This is a genomic window from Pseudoalteromonas sp. SR44-2, assembly GCF_014163745.1.
Lineage (GTDB): Bacteria > Pseudomonadota > Gammaproteobacteria > Enterobacterales > Alteromonadaceae > Pseudoalteromonas > Pseudoalteromonas distincta.
The window spans coordinates 1-25779 of record NZ_JACJDW010000001.1 but is presented as its reverse complement, the minus strand read 5'-3'; the positions used below and the strand labels follow the sequence as shown (position 1 = coordinate 25779).

Below are 25779 nucleotides of genomic sequence, written 5' to 3'. Positions count from 1 at the left end.
CTCTCCATTTAGTCTAGGCTGTTAGTGGCATGGCTTTTAGTTGTCGTTAAGTCTGTTTCACTAATATTGAGGGGTTCTAAATGCCAAATATCTTCACTGTATTGGCTTATGGTTCTGTCACTTGAAAACATACCACTGGCTGCTGTATTTAAAATACTCATTTGTGTCCAGTAGGTCTGATCTGCGTAAGCTTTATCAACTTCTTTTTGAGCTGCTACATAACTTTCAAAATCGTGAGCAACAAGCCATGGATCGTGCGGGCTCTTAATTGCATTTGTTATGTCGTCAAATAAGCATGGTTCAAATAAATTAAAATGCCCGCTCTCGAGTAATTGCATCACATTCTTTAAATAGCTATTTTGCGATATTAAATGCTCTGGATTATAACGTGATTTAATATCGTCAATTTCGTGCGCTTGTGCGCCAAACAAAAAGAAGTTATCAGCACCAACAGCATCTCTAATTTCAATGTTTGCGCCATCCAGCGTGCCTATTGTCAATGCACCATTCATCATAAATTTCATGTTGCCAGTACCAGACGCTTCTTTGCCTGCGGTAGATACTTGCTCTGAGAGGTCGGTTGCAGGACAAATAACTTCCATTGCGGTTACGTTGTAATTAGGTAAAAATGCGACGCGTAAATATGGTGCAGCTTGAGGGTCTTTATTTATAACCTCTGCCACGTTATTAATAAGCTTAATAATTTTTTTAGCCATGTAATAACCAGGCGCGGCCTTACCACCTAATAGAACACAACGAGGAACAAGTCCTTGGGTATCCCCACGGCGAATACGGTCATATAAATGAATCACATGAAGTATGTTTAATAGCTGACGTTTGTATTCGTGAATACGTTTTACTTGTACGTCAAACATCATTGATACATCAAAATCGATATCGCAGCGAGCCTTAACTAAATCAACTAAACGTTGTTTGTTTTCACGTTTAGCATTTTGCCACTGATCATGAAATGCCTTGTCGTCATAAAAACGACGTAGGTCACTAATTTTTGAAAAGTTTTTAACCCAGTTATGACCAATTTTTTCACCAATTAATTCACTTAATACTGGATTACAATGCGCAAGCCATCGACGAGGCGTTACACCATTTGTTTTGTTATTAAACTTATCTGGCCACAATGCATAAAATTCTTTAAATAATCCCGCTTTTAACAGTTCAGTATGAAGTGCTGCTACGCCATTTACAGAGTAACTACCTACAATAGCTAAATAAGCCATACGAATTTGCGGCTCATCACCCTCTTCAATCAGTGACAATGCACGTTGCTTTTCAACATCTCCCGGCCATTGCTGTGCAACTTGTGCTAAAAAGCGTGCATTTATCTCGTAAACTATTTCTAAAATGCGTGGTAATAATTTTGAAAACAACGAAACAGACCATTTTTCAAGCGCTTCAGGAAGTAGCGTATGATTTGTATAGGCCATGGTTTTAGTTGTGATTTGCCACGCATCGTTCCAATTTAATTCGTAATCATCAATTAAAATACGCATTAGCTCTGCAACAGCAATACTTGGGTGCGTGTCGTTTAACTGAAAAACATGAAAATCAGCAAAGTCACTAAAGCTCTCGCCATGTTGAGAAACCCATTGGTCTACTACGTCTTGAATACTCGCCGATGATAAAAAGTATTGTTGGCGTAACCTAAGCTCCTTACCATTTTCGCTGCTGTCATTTGGATACAGCACCATGGTGATCTGTTCGGCTAGATTTTTTTGTGCGACGGCTTCTGAATAACTGCCCGCATTAAATTCGGTTAAATTAAATTCATCTGTTGCCTCTGATTTCCACAGACGTAGTGTATTTACGATATTGTTTTTATAACCAGGGACAGGTACATCGTACGGTACAGCTAATACATCTTGTGAGCCCATCCATTGACGGTGCTCTCTGCCAAATTTATCTGTGTAACTTTGCACATAGCCACCAAACTTCACACGTTTTGCATGCTCTGGTGCGCTTAGCTCCCATGGATGTCCTTCACGTAGCCAGTTATCTGGTTGCTCAATTTGGTTACCATCTTTAATCGATTGATTAAACATGCCGTATTCGTATCGTAGGCCATAGCCAATAACAGGCAACGCTAAACTAGCACAGCTATCTAAAAAGCAGGCTGCAAGGCGCCCTAGCCCGCCATTTCCTAGCCCAGCGTCGTGCTCGGCGTCTTCAATTGTTTCTATTGTTGTGCAGTACTCTTGTAGTGCTGAGCTTACTTGTTCATCTAAATCTAGATTTAAAACAGCATTACCTAGCGCACGCCCCATCAAAAACTCAAGAGAAAGGTAAGCCGTTTTGCGGCGTTTCTCTTGCTTAATTTGTTGATTCGTTTCTCTGCAGCGAGCCACAAGTCTGTCGCGAATAGTAAGCGCTAATGCGTGATACAAATAATGCTGCGATTCACCCACCTTATCTCGGCCGAGGGTATAATAAAAATGCCGTGTTAAGTCATCTTTAAGCGTACTTTCATCAATAACGGGCCCTTCTTGCCAGCTCTTTACTACACACACTTGATCACTTTGTTTAACCATGACTAACATCCTCTAAATTGGCACTAAAAACCCAACTACTTTGTGCTGAAATTTCAACCATCGCATCTTCATTACTGCTCACAGATGCATTATGTACACTTGATAGAATCATTTGCCACGGCGCATTAATTGGCGATGGGGGCATTTGACAAAAAATTGTTTTTTCACTGGCATTAAATACAATCAGCAATGCATGATTGTTTTGCTTATCAAGTAAGCTATACATTAAAAACTGTCTGGTATCTTCATGCCAGTGAGCATCAGTCATGGTTTTACCTTGTTCGGTAAACCACTTAACGGTAAAACGCTCGTCTATATCATCTAAAAATACACTGTGTTTAAACGCACTGTGCGCACGTCTAATTTTTAATGCATCATCAATAAATCGTGTTAACGAATGATTAAGTTGAGAATCTTTCCAGGCAAGCCAACTAGTGCGATTATTTTGGCAATAAGCATTGTTATTCCCCCCTTGCGAGTGCGCCATTTCGCTACCAGCAGCAATCATGGGAACACCTTTTGAGAGAATTAAAGTAAGTAAAAAGTTCTTTTGTTGCTGTAAGCGCAGTGCGTTTATTTTAGAGTCGCTGGTAAAACCTTCTACCCCACAGTTAAACGAATGATTTGCACTGTGCCCATCTCGATTTTGCTCGCCATTAGCTTCGTTATGTTTATGCTCATAACTCACTAAATCGGCAAGGGTAAAACCATCATGACTCGTTATGAAATTAATACTATTGAGCGGCCCACGTTGGCTGTGCTCAAAAATATCAAACGATCCATGCAAACGTTTTGCAACGCTTGCAATAATGCCTGTTTCACTTTGCCAAAAACGTCTAATCACATCGCGATATTGATCGTTCCATTCTCGCCATGGCGGCGGAAATGCACCAAGCTGATAACCACCTGGGCCTATATCCCAAGGCTCACTTATTAACTTAACTTTGTTAAGCACAGGGTCTTGGGCAACTACTTGTAAAAAAGTATGTGCGGAGCTAAAGCCTGCTTTTGAGCGGCCTAAAATGGTCGCTAAATCAAACCTAAAACCATCAACTCCCATTACTTCAACCCAATAACGAAGGCTATCAAGTACAAGTTGCAGTGTTTTAGGGTGGTCAATATTTATGGTATTACCACAGCCGGTATCGTTTATATATACGTCAGGCTGCCCCTCTACTGTGCGGTAATAGGCTAAGTTATCAAAGCCTCTAAGCGATAGTATAGGGCCATCTGCCCCTGCTTCAGCTGTATGGTTGTAAACAACATCTAATATGACTTCTATGTCTGCAGCATGGAGCTCTTGCACCATTTGCTTAAACTCGTTTATATCCTCGTTTACCAAATAGTCTTTATGGGGCGTAAAAAAGTTAAGCGTGTTGTAACCCCAGTAGTTTTGCAAACCTTTCCCTGTTAAAAATTGCTCACTAATAAAAGAATGAACAGGCAAAAGCTCAACGGCTGTAACACCAAAGCTTTGTAAGTGTTCAATAAAGCTTGGATGGCTTAACCCTAAAAACTTTCCTTGTAGAGATTTGGGAATTTTAGGATGACGACACGTTGTACCTTTCACATGACACTCATAAATAACCGTGTTTGACCAACGGTGGTTAGGCTTTTTATGCGCGTACAACGTAGGAGCCGCTACTTTTGATTTAGGTATATCAATCGCATTATTTACAGTGCTTTTAGTACCGATGGGCATTTGCCCGTAATGGCGTTCACTCCAAGTAAACTCGCCAAACAAGTCTTTTGCATATGGGTCTATCAGCAGCTTATTTTCGTTAAACAGTTGACCATTTTTAGGGTTATATTCACCCTCAACTCTAAAACCATAAAGCGCACCGGCGTTTAATGGCGAAATATGAATACTCCAAATACCCCCTTCGTTGATATTCATCGCCATTTTTAGTATTTCTGAATGGCCACTTTTATCAAACAGGCATACATAAGCTTGGCTCGCCCCAGGCGCATAAAGCGCGAAGTTGACCCCATTATCAATAACACTAGAGCCAAGTGGTTCTACATTACCGGGTGCTACATCAAATCGGTTACTCATCATCAACCTTTTGTAAATAAATAGTAGTTAAGCCACCAATGGCAATTGAAATACTGTGTTTAAAACCATGATTTGATTCGTTTATTGCCTGAACTATCAGCGATGAATCTTTAGTTACCTCAACGCCAGAGCCAAAAAACTGAGTATCGTCTGTATTTACAATGACCTTGTAACGCCCTTTACTCGGTACGCCAATAACGTAGCTTTCATAGGACGCGGGGGTAAAATTAGCAATAACAACCACAAAGTTTTTTGCGTTTTTAGCATAGCGAACAAAGCTTAAAATGCTCTGCTGATTATTATTATTATCTATCCAGGTAAAACCAGCCGCGCTCGAATCAAGCTCATACAACGCGGGTTGGGTTTTATAAACGGTATTGAGCGCTTTTACGGTGTGCTTTATACCATTATGGCTTTGGAGCTCAAGTAAATGCCAATCGATAGAATGATCGTGCCCCCACTCTTTTCGCTGTGCAATTTCACCGCCCATAAATAAGAGTTTTTTACCCGGGTGTGCCCACATAAATGCGTAATAAGCGCGTAAATTTGCAAATTTTTGCCAATCATCGCCTGGCATTTTTTCAATTAACGAGCCTTTACCATGTACTACCTCATCGTGGCTTAATGGCAATATATAGTTTTCGCTAAACGCGTATACCATCGAAAAAGTCATTTCGTGATGATGGTGCTGACGATAAAGTGGGTCGTGCTGCATGTAATGCAAACTATCGTTCATCCAGCCCATATTCCACTTATAACCAAAGCCTAAACCGTTGTGCTCAACACTTTGGGTGACACCCGGCCATGCTGTTGACTCCTCAGCCACCATCATAATGCCTGGGTTGTTTTTATAGCTGCGCATATTGACTTGCTTTAGGCACTCAATTGCACCTAAGTTTTCACGCCCGCCGTAACAATTAGCAACCCACTCGCCTTCTTTTCGGCTGTAATCTAAATACAACATAGAAGCTACGGCATCTACACGCAGGCCATCTAAACCAAATTGATGTAGCCAATACATAGCATTTGATATTAAAAAGCTTTTAACTTCAGGACGGTCGTAGTTATAAATGTAGGTATTCCAATCAGGATGAAACCCTTGGCGTTTATCAGCATGCTCATATAAATGGGTGCCATCAAATCGATGTAAGCCATGCGGATCGCTTGGAAAATGCCCTGGTACCCAATCAAGCAAAATACCTAAATTAGCTTTGTGGCACTGCTCTACAAAGTATTTAAAGCTGTTGTAGTCGCCAAAGCGGCTGGTAGGTGCAAATAATCCAACAGGCTGATACCCCCACGAACCATCAAACGGGTATTCACTTATTGGCATAAGTTGCAGGTGAGTAAAATTCATTTCAAGAGCGTAGCTAACGAGTTTATCGGCAAGCTCTGTGTAACTTAAATAGCGGTTGTTTTCAGCGCGTTGCCATGAGCCTAAATGCACTTCGTAAATACTAATTGGTGCATCAATATGGTTACGCTTTTGTCTGTTTTGAAGTGCCTGCTCGCCAAGCTTTATAGGTTCTGGTTTATACTGCAGTACACTTGCAGTGCCAGGTGCTTGTTGCATTTTAAATGCATAGGGGTCGGCTTTTTCGAGCACCTCTCCACTTTGCGCGGTAATTGCAAATTTGTAGCACATGTCAGCTTTAAGGCCTGGTACAAATAACTCCCATACACCACTTGCAGGATGAAAGCGCATAAAGTGGCGATTCGCTTGCCAAAAGTTAAACTCACCAATAATAGAGACACTTGCCGCATTAGGCGCCCATACACAAAAACGTACACCGTCTACGTTTTGTTGAGTACTAAAATGTGCACCAAAATGCGAGTAAGCATGTTCAAGGCTCCCTTCGTTAAATAAATACATTGCCTCTGCATCAAGTGTGCTTTGGAAACTGTATTCATCATAAAAGGTAACGCTGCTATCTGTGTACTGAGCAATGCATCCATATGGCGCAGTGGGCAAAGCATCAACTTTGGCTATAAATAAGTCACTTTGCTGGTAGCGTTTCGCCTTAATACTTTTATTATTTAATGTAACACTTACGCTTATTGCACAAGGTAGATAAAAACGAATTTCAACCTCAGCATCCGTTTTATGTGCCCCTAAGAAGCTAAATGGGTCTTTAAATCGCCCTATATTTAATGCGTGTACTTGTGCATCATAACTATTTTCATTAGTTGTACTGCTCATTTAACCTTTCCTTATTGAATCGATAGCAGCTAAAAGTGAGGCATTTTTGGTAAAAATTTCTTCACTGGTATGCGTTAATACACGTCGCCAATTAGGATATTCTTTATCTGTCCCGGGGATATTAACCGGATACTTTTGCTCATCTAAGTCATCTATTTGTATTGCAAATAAACGCGATTGAGAGCCTGCTAAACACAATGCAAGTGCGCTATAAACAGTCACAGCTTCACTATGTAATAAAAGCTCAGTTGTATTGCCATGGTGATTAATAAAACGCAGTAACCTTTGTTGCTCTTCTATTCGCTGTTGCTTTAGTTGCTCGTATTCATTGCAAGTTATAAGCTTATATTGTTGCTTAATATCTAAATCATCATGTTGCCACCAGCCTGTAAATGGAGGAACATCGTGATTGGCTATCATTAACAAACAATGTGTTGCTAGCTCATCTACCGATAAAAACTCTCCACTGTGTTGTTTTTCAAAATAGAATAAGCTGTTGGAAAAAATACCGCTAGATGCCAAAGCTTCCCTAACCTCTGGCGGTACGATGCCTAAATCTTCACCAATAACAATACTCTGATTAATATGCGATTCAATTTTTAAAATGGCAAGTAAATGCTCAAACGGATAATAAACATAACAGCCGTCTTGTTCGCCATTGCTTTCAAAGCACCACCATAGGCGCCTAATAGCCATTACGTGGTCAATTCGAAGCCCACCTACGTTTTGCATGTTTGCGCGAATGAGCGAGCGGTAAAATTGGTAGTGATTATTACTAAGGCTTTGGGGATTGAGGGCTGGGAGGCCCCAATTTTGACCTGCTTCAGCCCATGGATCGGGTGGAGCGCCTACACTTGCACCTTGGCTAAACAGCGATTGCTGGTTTTTAAATTCAGCCCCATCTCCAGCACAACCAACAGCTAAGTCGTTTATTAAGCCAATAGCCATGCCTAGCTCTGCACAACTTTTTTGACACAGTGCCAATTGCGTATGCGCTTGCCATTGCAGGTAATAAGCAAATGTTAGGTTATCTGATTCGAGGGTATTTAACGTAGTAGAGTGAGCATTACAAAAATCAGTAAACGCTTGGCGACGCTCATCACTTGCCGTTAATTCAAACTGATTATAAAGCGCTTCAAATAACGTATACTTTATACGGCTTACATTTTCATAATCTATAAACTGATCATTACTTTTAATAAGTGCAGCGACATCATCTTGCTGCATAATGGCGTCAAGGTTTTCGTTATTTATTGCGTCTTCGCTTAGTACGATAGAAATATAGAGAGGATTTAATAAAGCGCGACTATTAGGGCTATAAGGACTGGCTCGCTCCGGGATATCAGCAAATAACAAATGCAGTGGATTAAGTAATATATAATCCATGTTTTGGGAGCTGCATAGTTTTGTAAGCGCTAATAAATCGTCAAAGTCGCCAATACCCAAATTCGCTCTATTTTTTAATGTGTAGAGCTGAATAGATAATCCAGTGCGCTTTGTGTCTCCCACTTGATAGACTTGCTCAGGCACGCACCAAATTTGTGTAATAGCGTGTTGCTCACCTACCTGAACATTAGCGTCATGATAGCCAATTGGCATATTATCTATGGGTAATGCCAGCTCAATATAACGAACGCCATGCAAGTAATATTCACCAGTGACAGCCAAGTTATAAAGGTTATCAAATGCTAAATGCATTCCAAGTGAAGGGACATCGATATTAGCGGCTAAATATTGCTGACGTTCATCTATACGAAGCTTTAACAAACATGCAGTTTGCTCAACTAAACTCACACTAGGTACTAAATCAAGCCAAAGCGATGCATCTAAATCATAAGTTAGTTGAGCTATTCCTGCTTCATTATTTGTATCAACACCACAACATTGCAAAGCACGTTTACGCGTTTCTTCGCTAAAAAATACCTGTTCACCTGTATACTTAGTGAATTCAAAGCCAATACCATGCAGGTAAAACAACTGCGAAAGAGCATCCATTAAATCGCCTTAATTAGTGCGTTGAGTATTTACTATGCTGTTTTCTGTGCCAAATGTATTGCCGATATAACCGTCAGCTTGATGGTCGTTATCCCAAATGTCTCCATTAATCAGATAACGAAAGTGAAATTGTTGATCGATAGGTAAGCGTTGCTTAAATTTAAACACACCTTGTTTTTTATAAAGCTTCATTGGCACTGGTTGCCAATCATTAAATTCACCTAATAAGCAAACTTCTTCTGCCTCTGGATGAGAAAATTCAAAAGTAACTTCAGCTTCATCTTTTGTTTTAAAAAAACGTTTATTCAACATAGCAGGCTCCAACTAAACCAAAAAGGGTACTTAATCTTTGCCACAGGCCATACAACTAAACAAAAAGGCGATGTGGTAACCATCTAAAAATCATTAAACGTGTTATTAGTTAAACAAAACTTTATTTACGCTTTATTACAGTGCAAATAATATTTCAATTACACCAAAAAGGTGCATTAACCTTATATACAATACGCTTTAAATGATACTTAACATACAGAGCAATATTCAAACCAACAAACTATTAAAAACCTCATTAGTTCAATATATAAATATTTATAGCTGCAAATATCCGAAGAAAATTTAAAATCCTAAATTACTTTTTTTATATTACTTCATCATGGATAATACACATCATTCTAATACTCTGAAATATCATTAATTTCATGTTGAAAAAAACCATTTTAATAACTACCACCATCATTTTTTTAGTTGTAGCTGCATTTATTGGTACCTCAATTTATACCCTATACAGTAAAAAAGAAATTTCAGTTGACCCTAAATTAAAAGAAATATCAGGAATAGAATTTGATAAACAGCAACGTTTATGGGCTATTAACGACGGAGGCAATGAACCAAAGCTATACAGACTCAATAAAGACGGTTCTATTGCTAAAGAAATTTTAGTTGAAAACGCTAAAAACATTGATTGGGAAGACATGACCCAAAACAAATTTGGGCACTTCTTTTTAGGCGATTTTGGTAACAACAAAAACGATCGTAGATGGCTCACTATTTATAAAATAGAAAACCCGATAGATATAAAAACAGATACGACTCAAGCAGAAATAATTAAGTTTACCTACCCCGAAATGGATGGCAGTCCTATAAAGCCCAATAACCGTAATTTTGATTTAGAGGCATTTGTAGCTCTAGGACGTCACTTATATTTATTTACTAAAAACCGCACAGAGCCATTTGACGGTATTACTAAGGTTTATAAAGTGGGCGATCATGCCGCTAATTTTAAAGCAGAGTTAATAGACTCATTTAAAACATGTACCACTTTAGAAAAGCTATGCTGGATAACATCGGCCGCTTTAAGCCCTGATCGTAAAAAACTAATATTACTTGATTCAACCAGTATTTGGCTATTCGAAAATTTTGAGGGTGATAAGTTTTTTTCTGGCGATGTATCAAAAATTGACTTAGGAATAGTGACTCAAAAAGAAGCTATCACTTTTTTTGATGACAATACTATTGTATTTACAGATGAAGAATTTAAAGGTATTGGCGGTAATGCTTATTTTATAAAGCTTGATGAAGCCAAAAAAGAAATTATAAGAAAAAAGCCGACCTCAGAAAAAATACATCCATAATATAATGTTAGCTAAGCTAAAGTTCTAAAGCTTAGCTAACTTATGAAAGGTATCGAGTTAGTTACTCTCTTCGTTTGACGAATAGAGTGCTTTTTCTACATCAACACCTAAAATCAACACTCCAATATGACTATTATTATCATCTAAAACAGGAAAACTTAGCTGTACTTGAAAATGATGTGTTGATGCATCATATGTAACGCTATCAAAGTTATAGTCCTTTGACTGTTTAAATATTTTAGTAAACTTATTCTCATCTCCTTGCCAGTAATCACTGGTTAACTTACTTATTGCTATATTTTTTCCTTGGCTATCAGTCAATATAAGCTCAGTAACAACACCTTTAAACTGCGATTGCCATTTTTTAAATACCTTAGATAACGGTAAATCAAACATAGTTAACCCATCAGCATGCCCAACGTGTTTACTTTCTTTTATCCATAACTGGTCTCGTTTCATAATTTCAGGCTCACTCAAAGGAGACTCATTACTTATTTGAACTTCTTCGACTAAACTAGGTAAGTTTAATAAGATTTTAGCGCTACTGTAGAGCCTATCAAGTATTTGCTTTTCTTCACTTTTTGATAGTGAAAATGGAGCTTGCGCACAAGTATTTATATTTTCATCGAACTGCTGCATAAATTCAGGAAGGCGTTTGATAAGGGAATGCGAAGCAAATAATCCCAAAGGTACATATCTAAAAAATTCTTTTTGGTACTCGTCTTTATTAATGCCTAGCTTAGAGGCTGCTAATTCAAAATCGTCTAAATCAAGTAGGATTCTATCAATCCGTTTATGGTGCATTACATTTACTATTTCTTCTAATGAATTTACTTCTACCTCAGCAATAATATTCTGAGTTTTAAACCAATTTGCTTGATAACTTCCTCTTACGGCACCATAACGCATTTTATTTTTTGGTTTATTAATGCTCTCTGGGTGAGTAAACCAGTACCAGCTTTCTAAAAAAATGGGGGATGATATACGTCCATAAGCTTTCATTTCAGGCATTAAATGGGTTGTGAAATATCCATCTAAGCGCTCTAACTTTACTTCTCGACGTGCACGTAACCATGGCAAGGTTTGTAGCTGAAAAGGGGCTCCCATTTCAAATAAAATACACTCGACTTGGTTGACTGCATTATTAGGAGCTGTGGTGGGTAAGTTTGTCCCAAACTGGAGAGGCTCAGTTAAACCTAACAAAAGAGTGAAAAGATATGCGGGCATAATCCATTGCTAAATATTGTACAAATTAAAATAAGTATAGTCATGCTTATTAAAAAAGTATAAATTTTCCTTACAAAATTTTGTACCTTATCAATGGCTTCAATATTTAAACCTATGATTTATTGCTATTAACTTATAAAAAGCACGCTTAAACATTTAAATTAATGCATTTATATCTAGGGTCTGTTTATCATTGCGGATAAAAATTTGCTCACACTAGGCGCTATTTAATTGCGGCGTAAGATTTATAACCTAGTGTGCTCGATAACTGCTCCTGCGTTATTCTAATTGCTTATATCCATGTAAGAATAAGTAAAAACCAAGCAATGCTTCCGCGCCCTGCTCACGCCCCTACCCTACATCTATGTAGGCAACCAAGAGAAAATAGCGCCTAGGAAGAACCTTTTGGGGGCTGTTAATTTAACCTTGAAGGTTCAACAGACCCTAGCCTTTTTATTATTGACCTAGAGTATACCGAGTGTTCACTTAACGACTAAAACAAAAAACTCACTGACTCTAGCGCTTAAATTTAGTTTCTAAAATAACAGAAGATGTTGTGCGCTCCACCCCATCAAGATTTCCTATATCGTCCAACAAATGACTAAGCTGTTCTAAATTTTGAGCCTGTACCACCGCAATTAAATCAAACTCACCACTTATGGCATATAGCTGTGAAATAGCATCAATATGCTTAAGCTCAATGTTTGTTTTAGTCGTTAATTTTTGTCTTACTTTTATAGACACATGAGCTGATACCATTTTACTAAGGTAGTCGTCACCGTAATCAACGCTATAGCCTTTAATTACACCGTTTTCTTCTAATTTGAGCATTCGGCTCTGTACTGTTGAACGAGACAAGTCAAGCATTCGCGCAAGATCAGAAATACTCGCTCTTGCATTTGTTTTTAGTACAGAAAGTAGCTTTTCATCTTGTGGAGTTATCATAATGGTTATTTTCTTCGTTATTTTGACTTTTATTTTAATCATTTTTCACAAAATAGCACTGCAATTTTAACAGCCAACCTTCGATAATGACCTCTATAAGAAATAATAACGTGTTTGCTGAAGAATAAAGGCTATATTCTTCTTTGAGTTAGCAACTAATCTTTTATCTAAGCCCATTAAATTTAGGTGTAAAAATGCAAGTAACAAGAGACTTATTTAACGACGTAATGGTACCAAACTATAACCCATCAGCAATTATCCCAGTTCGTGGTGAAGGTTCACGCGTTTGGGATCAAAATAACAATGAGTTCATTGATTTTGCCGGTGGTATTGCCGTTAACTGTTTGGGTCACTGTCATCCTGCATTAGTTAAAGCATTAAAAGAGCAAGGCGAAAAAATTTGGCATTTATCAAATGTTATGACCAATGAGCCAGCACTTCGTTTAGCTCAAAAAATGGTTGAAGCAACATTTGCTGATAAAGTTTACTTTGCAAACTCAGGTGCAGAAGCAAACGAAGCAGCCCTCAAGCTAGCGCGTCGTTATGCATTGGACGTATATGGCGCTGAAAAAACGCAAATTATTGCATTTAATAAAGGTTTCCATGGTCGTACATTCTTTACAGTAACTGTGGGCGGGCAAGCTGCATATTCAGATGGCTTTGGTCCAAAACCTGCGGACATAGTACATTGTGATTTTAACGATATAGCGGCATTTGAAGCGCTGATCAGCGATAAAACATGTGCTGTTATGATGGAACCATTACAAGGTGAAGGCGGTATTATTTCACCAACAGATGAATTTGCTAAAAAAGTACGCGAACTTTGTACTAAACATAACGCGTTACTTATTTTTGATGAAGTACAAACGGGTGTTGGTCGCACAGGCGATTTATACGCCTATGAAGGTTTAGGGGTTGTTCCTGACATTTTAACAACGGCAAAAGCATTGGGTGGTGGTTTTCCTATTGGCGCTATGATCACTCGTACACCTATTGCTGAGCATTTAAAAATTGGTACTCACGGTTCTACTTATGGCGGAAACGCACTTGCTTGTGCTGTGGCCGAAGCGGCATTTGATACAGTAAATACACCAGACGTACTAAACGGTGTTAAAGAGCGCGAGCAATTATTCCGTGACGGATTAAACGCAATTAACGAAAAATATAACGTATTTAGCGAAGTACGTGGTAAAGGCTTATTAATTGGCGCAGTACTAAATGACAAATTTGAAGGCCGCGCACGCGACTTTTTAGTAGCCAGTGCTAATAATGGTTTGATGAATCTTGTAGCAGGTATGAATGTAATTCGTTTTACACCGTCTTTAATTATTCCGTTTGAAGATATTAAAGAAGGCTTAGCGCGCTTTGAAAAAGCCGTTAGCGACGTAGTAAACGGTTAATATAGTTTAAATTAGCACGCCTACTGGCGTGCTATTGGAGCAAGCAATAAATGCAAGTATTACGTCCTATTACTGCCAATGATTTTGACGCGCTTAAACAAATAGCGATTGAATCCGGTCATGGGTTTACCTCTTTACCTGTGGACGATACACAGCTTAAAGAAAAAATTGAACGTGCTGAAAAAAGCTTTGCCAAAAACATTAACCAGCCACTTGATGAAAGCTATTTATTTGTTTTAGAAGACAGTGAAACAGGTGACGTTATTGGCACAACCGCTATAGAAGCCGCGGTAGGTTTATCGGTGCCTTTATATCATTATCATTTGGGTAAAACAGTACACCACTCGCCTACTTTAAATGTATATAACACCGTTGATATTTTAAGCATGTGTAACGACTACACTGGTTGCTCAGAAATATGTACATTATTTTTGCGCGAAAATAGCCGTAAAGGCCTAACGGGTCGATTTTTATCTCGTTCACGCTTTTTGTTTATGGCTCAGCACAGCGAGCGTTTTGCCGATACTGTTATCGCAGAAATGCGCGGTGTTAGCGACGAAGACGGTCATTCTCCTTTTTGGCAATGGCTACAAGAGCACTTTTTTAGTATCGAATTTCCACAAGCGGATCACTTAGTTGGCTTAGGCGATAAGGTGTTTATTAGCGAGTTAATGCCTAAATACCCTATTTATGTGAACTTGCTTAGTAAAAAAGCCCAAGCAGTGATTGGGCATGTGCATGAAAAAACAAAACCTGCGCTAAAACTATTAGAAAAGGAAGGTTTTGAGCACAGAGGCTACGTTGACTTATTTGATGCAGGCCCAACAGTTGAAGCAAAGCTTGGTAATATTCGCAGCATCCGCGACTCTCAAGTTTGCCCTGTTACGATTGGCGAGCTTGATCACATATCACAAAATAGCTCTGATACGCTGGCTGTATGTAATCAAGGCGTAAGTGGCTTTAGAGCAACATTTACCAAAGAAGCACACTACAATCATGCAAAACATACCCTCGTCATTAGCCAAGATGTGGCTAAGGCGCTTAATTTAAGCCAAGGAGATGCAGCGCGATTTTTTCGCCTGTAAATAATTTATGAATACACACCTAATTAATAATCAGTGGCATGTGGGACTTGGTCCAGCATTTGAGTCAATCAATCCAAGTAATGGCGATGTGGTATGGCAAGGTAATGGCGCAAACGCCCAGCAAGTAGGTTCTGCTATAAAAGCAGCCAGAGCTGCACAATTACAATGGTCAGACAAACCGCTTGAAGAGCGTATCGCCATTTTAGAAAACTTCGCAGCACAATTAAAAGAACACAGCGAAGAATTTGCTACTATTATTGCACGCGAAACGGGTAAGCCATTATGGGAAACCCGCACCGAAGTGGGCGCAATGACAGGCAAAGTAGCTATTTCAGTTAAAGCGTATCATGAGCGTACAGGTACAACCGAAAACCCAATGCCCGGTGCTAAAGCGTTTATTAGACACAAACCGCATGGCGTTGTGGCTATTTTTGGCCCGTATAACTTTCCGGGACATTTACCAAACGGGCATATTGTTCCTGCAATTTTAGCAGGCAACACCGTGGTATTTAAGCCATCAGAATTGACTCCGCACGTTGCAGAATTTACCCTCTCACTTTGGTTAAAAGCAGGTTTGCCAGCGGGTGTTATTAACCTTGTCCAAGGTGAGATTGAAACAGGTAAAGCGCTTGCTTCTCATAAAGATATAGATGGCTTGTTTTTTACCGGTAGCTCAAACACAGGCCACTTATTACATAAACAGTTTGCAGGACACCCTGGCAAAATTTTAGCACTTGAAATGGGCGGCAATAATCCTCTTATTGTAAAAGATGTGAGCGATATAAGCGCCGCTGTACACGATATTATTCAATCAGGCTTTATTACCTCAGGTCAACGTTGTACGTGTGCACGTCGCTTATTTATTGAAAAATCAGCCAACGGCGATGCTATTTTAGAAAAGCTAATAAGCGCAACTAAAAACATAGTTGTAGGCGACAGTTTTGCTACAGAGCAGCCTTTTATGGGTGCAATGATAAGCGAAAAAGCAGCACTGGGTATGGTTGCCGCGCAAAGTGAATTAGTCTCAAAAGGTGCACAAATCCTTGTTGAACTTAAGCAATTAAAACCAGGCACAGGTTTTGTAAGCCCTGGCATTATTGATGCAACAAACATTACCGACATGCTAGATGAAGAACATTTTGGACCGCTTATTAAAGTGTATCGTTACAACGACTTTGACAGTGCAATTATTGAAGCTAACAACACAAGCTTTGGGTTAGATGCAGGTTTACTTAGCGACAGTGAAGATGATTACACTCACTTTTTAAAGCGCATTCGTGCCGGTATTGTTAACTGGAACCGCCCTATTACGGGTGCCTCTAGTGCAGCTCCATTTGGCGGTATTGGCGCCAGTGGTAATCACAGAGCAAGTGCATACTATGCCGCCGATTATTGCGCATACCCTGTCGCATCTGTGGAGTCAGATAAAGTGAGCTTACCGCAAACCCTAGCGCCTGGCTTGGTAATTGAATAAGCAATAAAACCAAAATTTTAGATTTAAGGACTTAACATGCATACTGATGTAAACACATTATTTGAGAGCCTTTGGGAAAACTATTTAAACGTAACTCCATCGGCAGATAAAATTCATGACCTTTTAGGTTCAACGCAAAAAGATGACATCATTAACGATCATATTGCGCTGCGTACATTTAATATTGAAAAAGTGGGTCTTGAAAAGCTCGCCGCTCACTTTCTAGCAATTGGTTACAAAGAATGTGGTGAGTACCACTTTGAAGCTAAAAAACTTTACGCAAAACACTATGAGCATAGCGATCCTAATCAGCCAAAAGTATTTATCTCTGAACTATTAGTAGAAAAATGCTCGCCAGAGTTACAAGCCATCGTAACCGACATGGTTGACAAAATTGATGAAAGTGCAGTTACAGCAGACAACTTTTTATATTCAGGCACGCATTGGCAAGTAAGCACCGATACTTACAAACAACTGCTAGCTGAAAGCGAATATGCAGCGTGGATGTCGGCGTGGGGTTACCGTGCCAATCACTTTACCGTAAATATTAATACGCTTGCTAAGTTTGATAACATTCATGATGTTAACCAAGCTCTAAAAAATGCAGGTTTTTCGCTTAATACATCAGGCGGCGAAGTTAAAGGCTCACCAGAGGTGTTACTAGAGCAATCGTCAACACTTGCTGATGAATACTCTGTTACCTTTAGTGACGGTGATATGAGCATTCCTAGCTGCTTTTATGAGTTTGCTATTCGTTACCCTAAAGCAGACGGCGAGCTTTATACTGGTTTTGTTGCAGCCTCAGCTGACAAAATATTTGAAAGCACTAACGCGCGATAATTACATTTAAAGTACTTTAATCTAAAAGCCCGTTACGGGCTTTTTTTATGTTGGTAAGTTATATTGATTGATTATAAAAATAACGGTTTATAATCGTTTTCTAACTTTTCAAACGATAAGTCACCAATAAAACGTCCGAAGCTCAACCAAGTTGCCAAACCACGTAAGTCTTTAAAGTGTGGTGGCACAAATTGTGGGCTCTCTATTACGCCTAAATCATGAAGCTGCGATATTAATCTAAAATCATCTATCGATATTTTACCTACCAGTAATAAAGGAAGTCTATCTATTCGACCAAGCTGTATTGCAACGCGTATTAAGTTATAAACCAGTACAAAGCCTTTAATGTAGGCAATATCTTTTGTAAAAGGCAAACCTGTTGGCGTACTGCCTCTAAATACACGCTGCGCAAGTGTGTAGCTGTCGTCTTTTGATAAACCTTGCGCTACGTAATCACGGTAAATGTCTACAAACTCAGCGCCATCTATTACCTTTGTAACGGCTTGAATACGATTCACTAATTTAGATAAACGCCTTGGAGTCGATTTTAATGTAATAATTTCGGTTAGTACCGCTAAACCTTCTTGGGTAATAGTGGAGCTTGGCGTACCTTTACTCAAACACGTTAAATAAGGCTGAGCTAAACCATTTTGAGTGGTACCTACGTGTATCCACCCTTCGTGAACTTCTAAAATATCAAGTTCGCGCTGAGAAAACTTAACATCTTGATTAAGCTTTATATTATTAGCACCTGCGGCTGCATCACTAACAATACCATCGCTAAGCATTACCTCTACATTTATGCCTGCCATACTAGCGGTTACTTGCTCAGACAGAATACGCACTGCATCAACAGCATCAATATTTTTAGGGTCGTCAGGCAGTATGTCGGCTATAAGTAAATTTTGCAGCGGTTTATCTAACATATTAGCTAGCTCAGAAAGTGAGGGCTCACCGGCATGAAATAAATCTTTAGGGTGACCAAATAACTCCACCGATAAGTCATGAAACTCTGGCGTTCCACGATACTCAAGCATGCTTAATACTGTTTTATACTCTGTGCACATTTTTCCCATGTATTGAGCTATGGGATTTAACTGCCCCAATTGGTTAATAATGTTACGGTGCAAAGTAGAAAACGCTTGGCGTAACTCGCTAGGTACAAAACCAAGATCGCGCTGTTGATAGTATGCACGATCAATAAGTGGATTTTTTTGACATTTTTGTCTAAAAAACTCCTCTTTAGTTTGTTTATCCCAATTAATAGCATCGAGTATCCTAATAGGCGTTTGCAATGCAATTAATTGATCCGATAACTCACGAGTTTTTAGTAGTAACGCCTTGTCTATCATGGTGTAAGCTCAACAATAAATGAATTTTGAGCATAATTTAAAAAGGCCAAATTACAAAGCAATATCACATTTTTTTAGCTATTGTTTTTAAGATGATCGACCCTCATATCTAAATCGTATTAGCTTTTTAATAAAAGGTATAAAACATGAAAAACGAACTCGACAATAAACAGATTTTAGCCGTATATGAACGCATAATTCAAAAAGGTGAAATGACTGATGAAGGCAAACATTATCAGGGAGTTACTGCATATTCAGACGTAGACGGTTACACCGTATATCTACAAGGTAGCGGCGTAGAACTGCGCTTTGGTTTTCATAATACTTACCACCTTGACTACGAGCATGAAAAGCATAAAGACGACTTTTTGAAAAAATTATATAACATTGCAAACGAGAGCTAATGCACCCACGAAAACTAAGACACCGCCCGACCAGTAAGCTCAATACTACTTTTATTAATCAAGTAGTAGAAGAGCTTAAAGCTAATCCAAGTAAAGTCTCTATTATTCAAGACAACCTAGAACAGTACCGTTCTCAAACTCATTTAAAGCGTGGTTTTTTACTGGCTATAGAGCGCTTTGATTGGGTATTTGAAGCAAGCAAAGATATTGATTTCATTTGCCAGCAAATTTTAGCTGATGACTACATTGGCAATAGACTAAGACGTTACCCCCTACTTTTTAAAGGCGTTATTAATAATGCCTAACCTTTCAATACCAAGCGCTTTAAAGCGATAAAACCACAAAGTTTACTCTCCATATAAATTTATTAGAGCACTAAGCAATTGCAGGTTTAGTGTTCTTTTGTATCAAAATAATACTATTAGTACTCTAACTATTATTGTTCTAATGGTTTTTTGACATTTTATTCATTTATTGCTGTAAACAAATCATTACCATTATTAAATTTAAAAATTAAATTCTCAAGCTACTGTTTTAAATAAAATTAAACAAATAAAAACCACATCTTTTTTGTCCTATTAATTGCTCTTTTATTAATGATTAATCTACATTTTGGCATCTAGGTATTTACTTCAGCCTTGAATTGTTAGAGCTATTACCTTAAGCTTATGTTTATTGAACGTTCAATTAATAAAAATTATGCCTAAAGTCGGAATGGAACCTGTCAGACGTCAGCAGCTAATTGACGCAACTATAGAGTCAGTTGCTACTAAGGGACTACAAGGCACAACTATAAACAGCATTAGTAAAAATGCAGGTTTGTCGTCAGGCATCATTAGTCATTATTTTAATGGTAAGCAGGGGTTAATTGAAGCCACGGTTAGATACTTACTAACAAGCTTAAAGCAAGGCTTAATAAGTAAAGTAAATCATCAAACCACTGCCATTGAGCGTTTAATGTTTATTATCGAAGCCAACTTTGCGCTTGTACAACAGCGTAATGATACAACCCGAACGTGGTTAAGTTTTTGGGCGCAATCGATGCATGATGAAGAATTACACAGACTACAAAACGTAAACAGTAAACGCTTGCAAAGTAATTTAGCATTTTCTTTTAAGCAATTAATGCCTATTGAGCAAGCAAATCAAGCTGCAGAACTTAGCGCCGCAATGATCGATGGCCTATGGTTAAGAGCAGTACTGAGTAAATCAGACAATAATCAGTTTAAACACAGTGAAAAGTTAGCAAAAAGCTATGTACTTTCACTTATCAAGCAATATGGAGCCTAGCGTGACTACACCTGTCTATCAAAATTTTATTAACGGCCATTTTCTTGCAAACCAGAGCGGCAAAACATTTGATGTAACAAACCCAGCAACGGGTGAGGTTATTTACGCAGTAGAAATTGCAGACGAATTTATTCAAAACGCAGCCATTGCCAGTGCAAAGCAAGGTTTTGCACAGTGGTCAGCAATGACACCTATTGAACGTAGTCGTATTTTATTAAAAGCAGTGGCTATTTTACGCGAGCGCAATGATGAGCTAGCACTTGTAGAAGTACTCGACACCGGCAAACCAATGCAAGAAGCTAATTGTGTTGATATTGAAACCGGCGCTGATGTAATTGAATACTTTGCAGGCCTTGCGCCAGCACAAGTAGGCCAACAACAAATGGTTGGTGATGACTTTTACTACACACGTAAAGAGCCATTAGGTATCTGTGCGGGTATAGGTGCATGGAACTACCCACTACAAATTGCATGTTGGAAGTCGGGCCCTGCCCTTGCTGCTGGTAATGCATTTATATTCAAACCATCTGAAGAAACACCACTTGGCGCAATTAAACTTGCAGAAGTGTTTGTTGAAGCTGGTGTACCTGCAGGTGTGTTTAATGTTGTTCAAGGCGCAGGCGATGTAGGCCAGTGGCTAACGCAGCATAGCGATATTGATAAAGTATCGTTTACGGGTGAAGTAGGCACAGGTAAAAAAGTAGTAGCAAGTGCTGCCGGTACGTTAAAAGATGTCACTATGGAACTTGGTGGTAAATCTCCACTATTAGTATTTGATGATGCCAACATAGAGCAAGCGGTTAGCGCTGCTATGTTAGGTAACTTTTATACGCAAGGCGAAATTTGTACTAACTGTACACGTATTTACGTTCATAAAAATGTATATCAGCAGTTTATTGATGAACTTAAAGCGCGCACTGAGAAAAACATTATTGCTGGCGACCCACAAGATTTAAATACAAACTTTGGCGCACTTATCTCTAAAAAGCACCAAGAACTAGTAATGAGCTACGTTAATAAAGGCATCGAAGAAGGTGCAACGCTATTAACTGGTGGTACAACGCTTTCACCTGAATCTGCACCTAATGGCTATTTTGTAGCACCAACTGTGTTCATTGATTGCAACGACGATATGACAATCGTTAAAGAAGAAATATTTGGCCCTGTAATGAGCGTGCTTGTTTTTGACGACGAAGACGATGTTATTGCACGCGCTAACGCAACCCACCTAGGCTTGGCAGCAGGCGTATTTACTAGCGATATTAAACGTGCGCACCGCGTTATTCACAAGTTACAAGCTGGTATTTGTTGGATTAATGCATACGGTAACTCACCTGCTGAAATGCCAGTTGGCGGTTATAAGCAATCGGGTATTGGCCGTGAAAATGGTATACAAACTCTTGATCAATACACGCAAACTAAGTCTATTTATGTTGGTATGGCCGACATAGAAAGCCCATTTTAAGGCGCCCTACTATGAGTAATCATTACGACTATATTATTGTTGGCGCGGGTTCGGCGGGTTGTGTTTTAGCAAACCGTTTATCTGAAGATTCAAGTAACCGCGTGTTACTACTTGAAACTGGCGGTAGTGATAAAAGTATTTTTATAAAAATGCCAACCGCGTTATCTATTCCTATGAATAGTGACAAATATGCATGGCAGTTTCATACGCAGCCTGAGCCTCATTTAGATAACCGTGAGATGCATTGTCCTCGAGGCAAAGTATTAGGCGGCTCGTCATCTATCAACGGCATGGTATACGTACGTGGCCATGCAAAAGATTTTGACGAATGGCAGCAACACGGTGCAAACGGCTGGGATTACCAATCGTGTTTACCGTATTTTCAAAAAGCAGAAAGCTTTTATCTTGGTGAAAATACTTACCGTGGTGGCAAAGGCCCACTTGGCGTTAATAACGGCAACGAAATGAAAAACCCGCTTTACCGCACCTTTATCAAAGCAGGTGTACAAGCCGGTTACGCGTCTACAGATGATTATAATGCATCGCAGCAAGAGGGTTTTGGCCCAATGCACATGACCGTAAAAGACGGCGTGCGCAGCTCTGCTTCGCGTGAGTATTTAGACCCTGTTAAATCGCGTAGTAATTTAACAATTATTACAGGTGCGCTAGCGCAGCGCGTGATTTTAGATGGTAAAAAAGCCACTGGCATTGAATACAAAGTAAATGGCGGCGTTAAAACAGCACATGCTGCAAAAGACGTAATATTAAGTGCAGGCCCAATCGGCTCTCCACATATTTTACAACTCTCTGGTATTGGTGATACTCAAGCGCTTGAAAAAGCAGGCGTTGAAGTACAGCATCATCTACCAGGTGTAGGTCAAAACTTACAAGATCATCTTGAGTTTTACTTTCAATACAAGTGTAAGCAACCTATCACGCTCAACGGCAAACTAGGCATTGTTTCAAAAGGGTTGATTGGTGCGCGCTGGTTATTAACGCGTTCGGGTTTAGGTGCAACGAATCATTTTGAATCGTGTGCGTTTATTCGCTCAAAACCAGGTGTTGAATGGCCAGATATCCAATATCACTTTTTACCAGCGGCTATGCGCTACGATGGTAGAAGTGCATTTGCAGGTCATGGTTTTCAGGTACATGTGGGTCATAACAAACCAAAAAGTCGCGGTAGTGTCACTATTGCTTCTGCGAACCCTGAGCAACCACCAACCATTTTATTTAATTACCTTGAACACCAAGACGATATTGAAGGCTTTAGAGCGTGCGTTCGCTTAACACGCGACATAATCGAACAAAGTGCCTTTGATGAATACCGCGATGAAGAAATTCAACCAGGTAAACATATTCAAACAGATGAAGAAATAGATGCCTTTGTACGCCAAGCCGTAGAAAGTGCCTACCACCCTTCTTGCTCATGCAAAATGGGTGAAGATGATATGGCCGTTGTTAATTCAAATACGCAAGTACATGGTATTGAAGGACTACGTGTTGTTGACTCATCTATATTCCCAACAGTTCCTAACGGAAACTTGAATGCGCCTACTATTATGGTTGCCGAAAAAGCAGCTGACATAATTTTAGGTAAAGAACCATTACAGAAATCGGATGTGAATGTTGCCATAACAACAAACTGGCAAGAAACACAACGTAGTACGGAGATCTAACTTTAGCCACATGCTCAGGTTTAGCCTCGTCGGGCTAAACCATTGCGTGCCTTGCAGTGGCACACGATGTAAATAGGTTACGTTGTGTTAATGCGAGAATAAAACAATAAAATACGGAGTGCTTATGAATTATTTTTATTCATTATTGGAGGGTAACAATGACTATTTGGCTTAATGCAGGCATCATTTTTACCTTACTTGCTATTATCACTATTTTAATTAAATGGGGTAACGTTCGCGTAGTAGGTGTAACACCAGTTCGAACCTTTACGTTTATAGCAATACTATTTACTTCTGGCCTTGATGTTGGCCTTATTATGTTTCCTTTAACTGAGTTTGCAGGTTATGCAGACATAAAAGCAAGCCCAGAATACGCGTTTGCAAATCCACTGGCTATTGAGTTTGGCTACTGGGGATTTTTGATCTGGGGATTTTACTTTCTTACGTGCTTTTATTTCTGTGTAATAGAACCTAAAGTGAAATTTTTCGAAATTCCTTGGGTTAAATTTATCAATAACGTTGTAATTATTGGTACATGTGCATTTACCGCTTATTTACTGCTTACAAACCTACCATGGTATTTACCCGAATTAGGCGATGGAACAAGTATAGTTTCTGAGTTTTATTTAATTGTATTCGCGGCTATTTGTTTTGCTGTGTACTCAAGTACTGACATTAAATATGTACGTATTTTAAGTATTTCTACTACGTGGTTATTCTTAGCCTTAATCGCCTTTATGTGGGCTGGCGCATTTGTAATAGGTGATAGTCAAATGTCAGCATTTACAGATAACTTAGGTTCTATTGGTACTTACTTTGCAAACATTAATGAATTTGTTTTACCGCTTAATGATTACCATGAGTTTTACTTATTCTGGTGGTTTGCGTGGAGCATAATGATTGGTCAATTTACATCACGCTTTGTTGGTGGACTTAAAACATACCAAGTATTAGCTGCAATGTTGATTTTCCCTTCTATTCCTATTGCGATTTGGTTTAGCGTACTTTATCAGTACCATGAAGCGGGCATCCCAACTCAAGGTATTAAAAACTTCGCTATGGTATTTGTAGGTATTGTATTTGTAATTAACTCACTTGATTCGTTAGTGCGTTTATATACAGATAACCTAAACTTTACCGTAAAGCGTTTTGGCAAAATGAAATACATAATCGGAAATGTTGTTGCTCTATCATTACTTACACTATTGTTTAAATTAGAATTTTTACAAATTCAGTGGGTAGGCGCATTAGTTATTGGCTTGTTCTTTATCTGTGCAGCTTTTATTGGTTACAGTAAATTTAAAACTGTAACGAATATAGATAGCTCACCAAAAGCAAACGCAATTGATTACACAAAAATAGACACAGTACACTAGGGATTAATAATGAATAACAAACTAAAACAACTTGTAGTAGCACTACCATTTGCACTTTTATCAACAACTGCAGCAGCTGATTGGTCAACAACAATCACTGCAGCGTCTGACTACACTTTTAATGGTGTAACACAGACCGATAGCGACCCTGCAATTCAAGGCAGCTTAGATTATGCCTTTGATAGTGGTGTTTACGCTGGTGTTTGGGCCTCAAACGTAGATTTTGGTGACGACACTGATTTTGAGCTTGATGCTTACTTAGGTAAATATGTACAACTTGATGAGCAATTTAGCGTTGATTACGGTATCGCTTATTACACTTATCAAGGTAATAACAGTGACGGTAACTACGCTGAAGCTTACACTAAGTTTGGTTATGCAAGTGAATACGGCCAAACTGAGCTTAACTTTTGGTATAGCTGGGATTACTTTGGAACAGGTGCGGGTCATGTAATTTCAATGGTTGCTCACACTTATGAACTAGCTACAAATCACGCACTACGTGCAAGTTTTGATATTTCAAACTCACTTGATGGTGAAAAGTGGGCTTGGGATACAAACCAGAAAAAATCGTACAAACACTACCGCCTAGCTTATCAAACAAGCTACGAAGGTTTTGGTATTGAAGTGGCTGCTGAAAACACTAGCTTAGATTACGATTATGCTGATGAGCGTATTGTACTTGCTGTTTCCCGCACATTTGATCTTTAATACAATAATTACTGATTAAACAAAAAATGCCACTCTATTTAGAGTGGCATTTTTATTTGTAAAATAACTAACTAACTAACTAACTAACTAACTAACTAACTAA

20 protein-coding genes are annotated in these 25779 nt (G+C 38.9%); 12 read left to right on the top strand and 8 right to left on the bottom strand.

Annotated features, from left to right (window positions below; translation table 11 throughout):
- Positions 1 to 8: 8 nt before the first annotated feature.
- From H5115_RS00100 to H5115_RS00080, 5 genes are read right to left on the bottom strand one after another with little or no spacing between them, the layout of a single operon-like run.
- Positions 9 to 2546, bottom strand: a complete 2538-nt coding sequence (locus H5115_RS00100) for a glycogen/starch/alpha-glucan phosphorylase (RefSeq protein WP_182752926.1) — start codon at positions 2544 to 2546, stop codon at positions 9 to 11.
- Positions 2539 to 4602: a glycogen debranching protein GlgX gene (gene glgX / locus H5115_RS00095; RefSeq protein WP_182752924.1), complete on the bottom strand. Its 2064-nt coding sequence runs from the start codon at positions 4600 to 4602 to the stop codon at positions 2539 to 2541. The genes H5115_RS00100 and glgX overlap by 8 nt, the downstream gene beginning before the upstream one ends.
- Entirely contained in the window at positions 4595 to 6802 is a 2208-nt protein-coding gene (glgB, locus tag H5115_RS00090) for a 1,4-alpha-glucan branching protein GlgB (protein ID WP_182752922.1), read from the bottom strand. Before glgB ends, glgX begins: the two co-directional genes overlap by 8 nt.
- On the bottom strand, positions 6803 to 8797 hold the full coding sequence (gene malQ / locus H5115_RS00085) for a 4-alpha-glucanotransferase (protein WP_182752920.1): 1995 nt from the start codon (positions 8795 to 8797) through the stop codon (positions 6803 to 6805).
- Positions 8798 to 8806: 9 nt separating this feature from the next.
- The gene (locus H5115_RS00080; RefSeq protein ID WP_002958606.1) at positions 8807 to 9109 is read right to left on the bottom strand and encodes an isoamylase early set domain-containing protein; all 303 of its coding nucleotides are present in this window, start codon (positions 9107 to 9109) and stop codon (positions 8807 to 8809) included.
- A 386-nt stretch (positions 9110 to 9495) separates the two neighbouring features.
- Here H5115_RS00080 and H5115_RS00075 point away from each other — a divergent pair, with 386 nt between their 5' ends.
- Positions 9496 to 10428: a hypothetical protein gene (locus tag H5115_RS00075; RefSeq protein ID WP_182671206.1), complete on the top strand. Its 933-nt coding sequence runs from the start codon at positions 9496 to 9498 to the stop codon at positions 10426 to 10428.
- A gap of 57 nt (positions 10429 to 10485) precedes the next feature.
- Here the strand turns inward: H5115_RS00075 and H5115_RS00070 are convergent, their stop codons facing one another.
- Together H5115_RS00070 and H5115_RS00065 are read right to left on the bottom strand one after the other, a co-directional pair.
- Positions 10486 to 11655 (bottom strand): cache domain-containing protein, encoded by a 1170-nt coding sequence (locus tag H5115_RS00070; RefSeq protein ID WP_182752918.1) that lies wholly within the window; start codon positions 11653 to 11655, stop codon positions 10486 to 10488.
- 516 nt (positions 11656 to 12171) lie between these two features.
- Positions 12172 to 12600: an Lrp/AsnC family transcriptional regulator gene (locus H5115_RS00065; protein ID WP_182752916.1), complete on the bottom strand. Its 429-nt coding sequence runs from the start codon at positions 12598 to 12600 to the stop codon at positions 12172 to 12174.
- A gap of 194 nt (positions 12601 to 12794) precedes the next feature.
- Between H5115_RS00065 and H5115_RS00060 the strand changes: the two genes are divergently transcribed.
- The 4 genes from H5115_RS00060 to H5115_RS00045 are packed head-to-tail and all read left to right on the top strand — an operon-like array spanning position 12795 to position 17399.
- Positions 12795 to 14000, top strand: coding sequence for an aspartate aminotransferase family protein (locus H5115_RS00060; protein ID WP_165724041.1), 1206 nt, complete (start codon positions 12795 to 12797; stop codon positions 13998 to 14000).
- A 50-nt stretch (positions 14001 to 14050) separates the two neighbouring features.
- The gene (gene astA, locus H5115_RS00055; RefSeq protein ID WP_182671203.1) at positions 14051 to 15085 is read left to right on the top strand and encodes an arginine N-succinyltransferase; all 1035 of its coding nucleotides are present in this window, start codon (positions 14051 to 14053) and stop codon (positions 15083 to 15085) included.
- Positions 15086 to 15092: 7 nt separating this feature from the next.
- On the top strand, positions 15093 to 16559 hold the full coding sequence (gene astD / locus H5115_RS00050; RefSeq protein WP_182752915.1) for a succinylglutamate-semialdehyde dehydrogenase: 1467 nt from the start codon (positions 15093 to 15095) through the stop codon (positions 16557 to 16559).
- 36 nt (positions 16560 to 16595) lie between these two features.
- Complete coding sequence (locus tag H5115_RS00045) at positions 16596 to 17399, top strand: DUF1338 domain-containing protein (RefSeq protein WP_182752913.1); 804 nt, start codon at positions 16596 to 16598, stop codon at positions 17397 to 17399.
- A gap of 71 nt (positions 17400 to 17470) precedes the next feature.
- On the opposite strand, the gene H5115_RS00040 is transcribed toward H5115_RS00045, so the two are convergent.
- Positions 17471 to 18751 (bottom strand): flavohemoglobin expression-modulating QEGLA motif protein, encoded by a 1281-nt coding sequence (locus tag H5115_RS00040; RefSeq protein ID WP_002958615.1) that lies wholly within the window; start codon positions 18749 to 18751, stop codon positions 17471 to 17473.
- Positions 18752 to 18897: 146 nt separating this feature from the next.
- Here H5115_RS00040 and H5115_RS00035 point away from each other — a divergent pair, with 146 nt between their 5' ends.
- The 7 genes from H5115_RS00035 (at position 18898) to H5115_RS00005 (ending at position 25676) form a co-directional block, all read left to right on the top strand.
- Positions 18898 to 19155, top strand: a complete 258-nt coding sequence (locus tag H5115_RS00035; protein ID WP_008169639.1) for a DUF3081 domain-containing protein — start codon at positions 18898 to 18900, stop codon at positions 19153 to 19155.
- Entirely contained in the window at positions 19155 to 19460 is a 306-nt protein-coding gene (locus H5115_RS00030; RefSeq protein WP_002958617.1) for a hypothetical protein, read from the top strand. The genes H5115_RS00035 and H5115_RS00030 overlap by 1 nt, the downstream gene beginning before the upstream one ends.
- Before the next feature lie 409 nt (positions 19461 to 19869).
- A complete protein-coding gene (gene betI, locus H5115_RS00025) occupies positions 19870 to 20445 on the top strand; it encodes a transcriptional regulator BetI (protein ID WP_002958618.1) in 576 nt (191 codons plus the stop codon).
- Position 20446: 1 nt separating this feature from the next.
- Positions 20447 to 21910, top strand: a complete 1464-nt coding sequence (gene betB / locus H5115_RS00020; protein ID WP_002958619.1) for a betaine-aldehyde dehydrogenase — start codon at positions 20447 to 20449, stop codon at positions 21908 to 21910.
- Positions 21911 to 21921: 11 nt separating this feature from the next.
- On the top strand, positions 21922 to 23589 hold the full coding sequence (betA, locus tag H5115_RS00015; protein WP_182752911.1) for a choline dehydrogenase: 1668 nt from the start codon (positions 21922 to 21924) through the stop codon (positions 23587 to 23589).
- 158 nt (positions 23590 to 23747) lie between these two features.
- Positions 23748 to 24965, top strand: a complete 1218-nt coding sequence (locus H5115_RS00010; protein WP_182752902.1) for a BCCT family transporter — start codon at positions 23748 to 23750, stop codon at positions 24963 to 24965.
- A gap of 9 nt (positions 24966 to 24974) precedes the next feature.
- Positions 24975 to 25676 carry a TorF family putative porin gene (locus H5115_RS00005; RefSeq protein WP_182752900.1) on the top strand — a complete coding sequence of 234 codons (702 nt, stop codon included), beginning with the start codon at positions 24975 to 24977 and terminating at the stop codon, positions 25674 to 25676.
- Positions 25677 to 25779 lie beyond the last annotated feature (103 nt).

Excerpts from the sequence above, each read along its gene's own strand:
- H5115_RS00100 (WP_182752926.1), bottom strand. The coding sequence starts at position 2,546 with ATGGTTAAACAAAGTGATCAAGTGTGTGTAGTAAAGAGCTGGCAAGAA.
- glgX (WP_182752924.1), bottom strand. The coding sequence starts at position 4,602 with ATGAGTAACCGATTTGATGTAGCACCCGGTAATGTAGAACCACTTGGC.
- glgB (WP_182752922.1), bottom strand. The coding sequence starts at position 6,802 with ATGAGCAGTACAACTAATGAAAATAGTTATGATGCACAAGTACACGCA.
- malQ (WP_182752920.1), bottom strand. The coding sequence starts at position 8,797 with ATGGATGCTCTTTCGCAGTTGTTTTACCTGCATGGTATTGGCTTTGAA.
- H5115_RS00080 (WP_002958606.1), bottom strand. The coding sequence starts at position 9,109 with ATGTTGAATAAACGTTTTTTTAAAACAAAAGATGAAGCTGAAGTTACT.
- H5115_RS00075 (WP_182671206.1), top strand. The coding sequence starts at position 9,496 with ATGTTGAAAAAAACCATTTTAATAACTACCACCATCATTTTTTTAGTT.
- H5115_RS00070 (WP_182752918.1), bottom strand. The coding sequence starts at position 11,655 with ATGCCCGCATATCTTTTCACTCTTTTGTTAGGTTTAACTGAGCCTCTC.
- H5115_RS00065 (WP_182752916.1), bottom strand. The coding sequence starts at position 12,600 with ATGATAACTCCACAAGATGAAAAGCTACTTTCTGTACTAAAAACAAAT.
- H5115_RS00060 (WP_165724041.1), top strand. The coding sequence starts at position 12,795 with ATGCAAGTAACAAGAGACTTATTTAACGACGTAATGGTACCAAACTAT.
- astA (WP_182671203.1), top strand. The coding sequence starts at position 14,051 with ATGCAAGTATTACGTCCTATTACTGCCAATGATTTTGACGCGCTTAAA.
- astD (WP_182752915.1), top strand. The coding sequence starts at position 15,093 with ATGAATACACACCTAATTAATAATCAGTGGCATGTGGGACTTGGTCCA.
- H5115_RS00045 (WP_182752913.1), top strand. The coding sequence starts at position 16,596 with ATGCATACTGATGTAAACACATTATTTGAGAGCCTTTGGGAAAACTAT.
- H5115_RS00040 (WP_002958615.1), bottom strand. The coding sequence starts at position 18,751 with ATGATAGACAAGGCGTTACTACTAAAAACTCGTGAGTTATCGGATCAA.
- H5115_RS00035 (WP_008169639.1), top strand. The coding sequence starts at position 18,898 with ATGAAAAACGAACTCGACAATAAACAGATTTTAGCCGTATATGAACGC.
- H5115_RS00030 (WP_002958617.1), top strand. The coding sequence starts at position 19,155 with ATGCACCCACGAAAACTAAGACACCGCCCGACCAGTAAGCTCAATACT.
- betI (WP_002958618.1), top strand. The coding sequence starts at position 19,870 with ATGGAACCTGTCAGACGTCAGCAGCTAATTGACGCAACTATAGAGTCA.
- betA (WP_182752911.1), top strand. The coding sequence starts at position 21,922 with ATGAGTAATCATTACGACTATATTATTGTTGGCGCGGGTTCGGCGGGT.
- H5115_RS00010 (WP_182752902.1), top strand. The coding sequence starts at position 23,748 with ATGACTATTTGGCTTAATGCAGGCATCATTTTTACCTTACTTGCTATT.
- H5115_RS00005 (WP_182752900.1), top strand. The coding sequence starts at position 24,975 with ATGAATAACAAACTAAAACAACTTGTAGTAGCACTACCATTTGCACTT.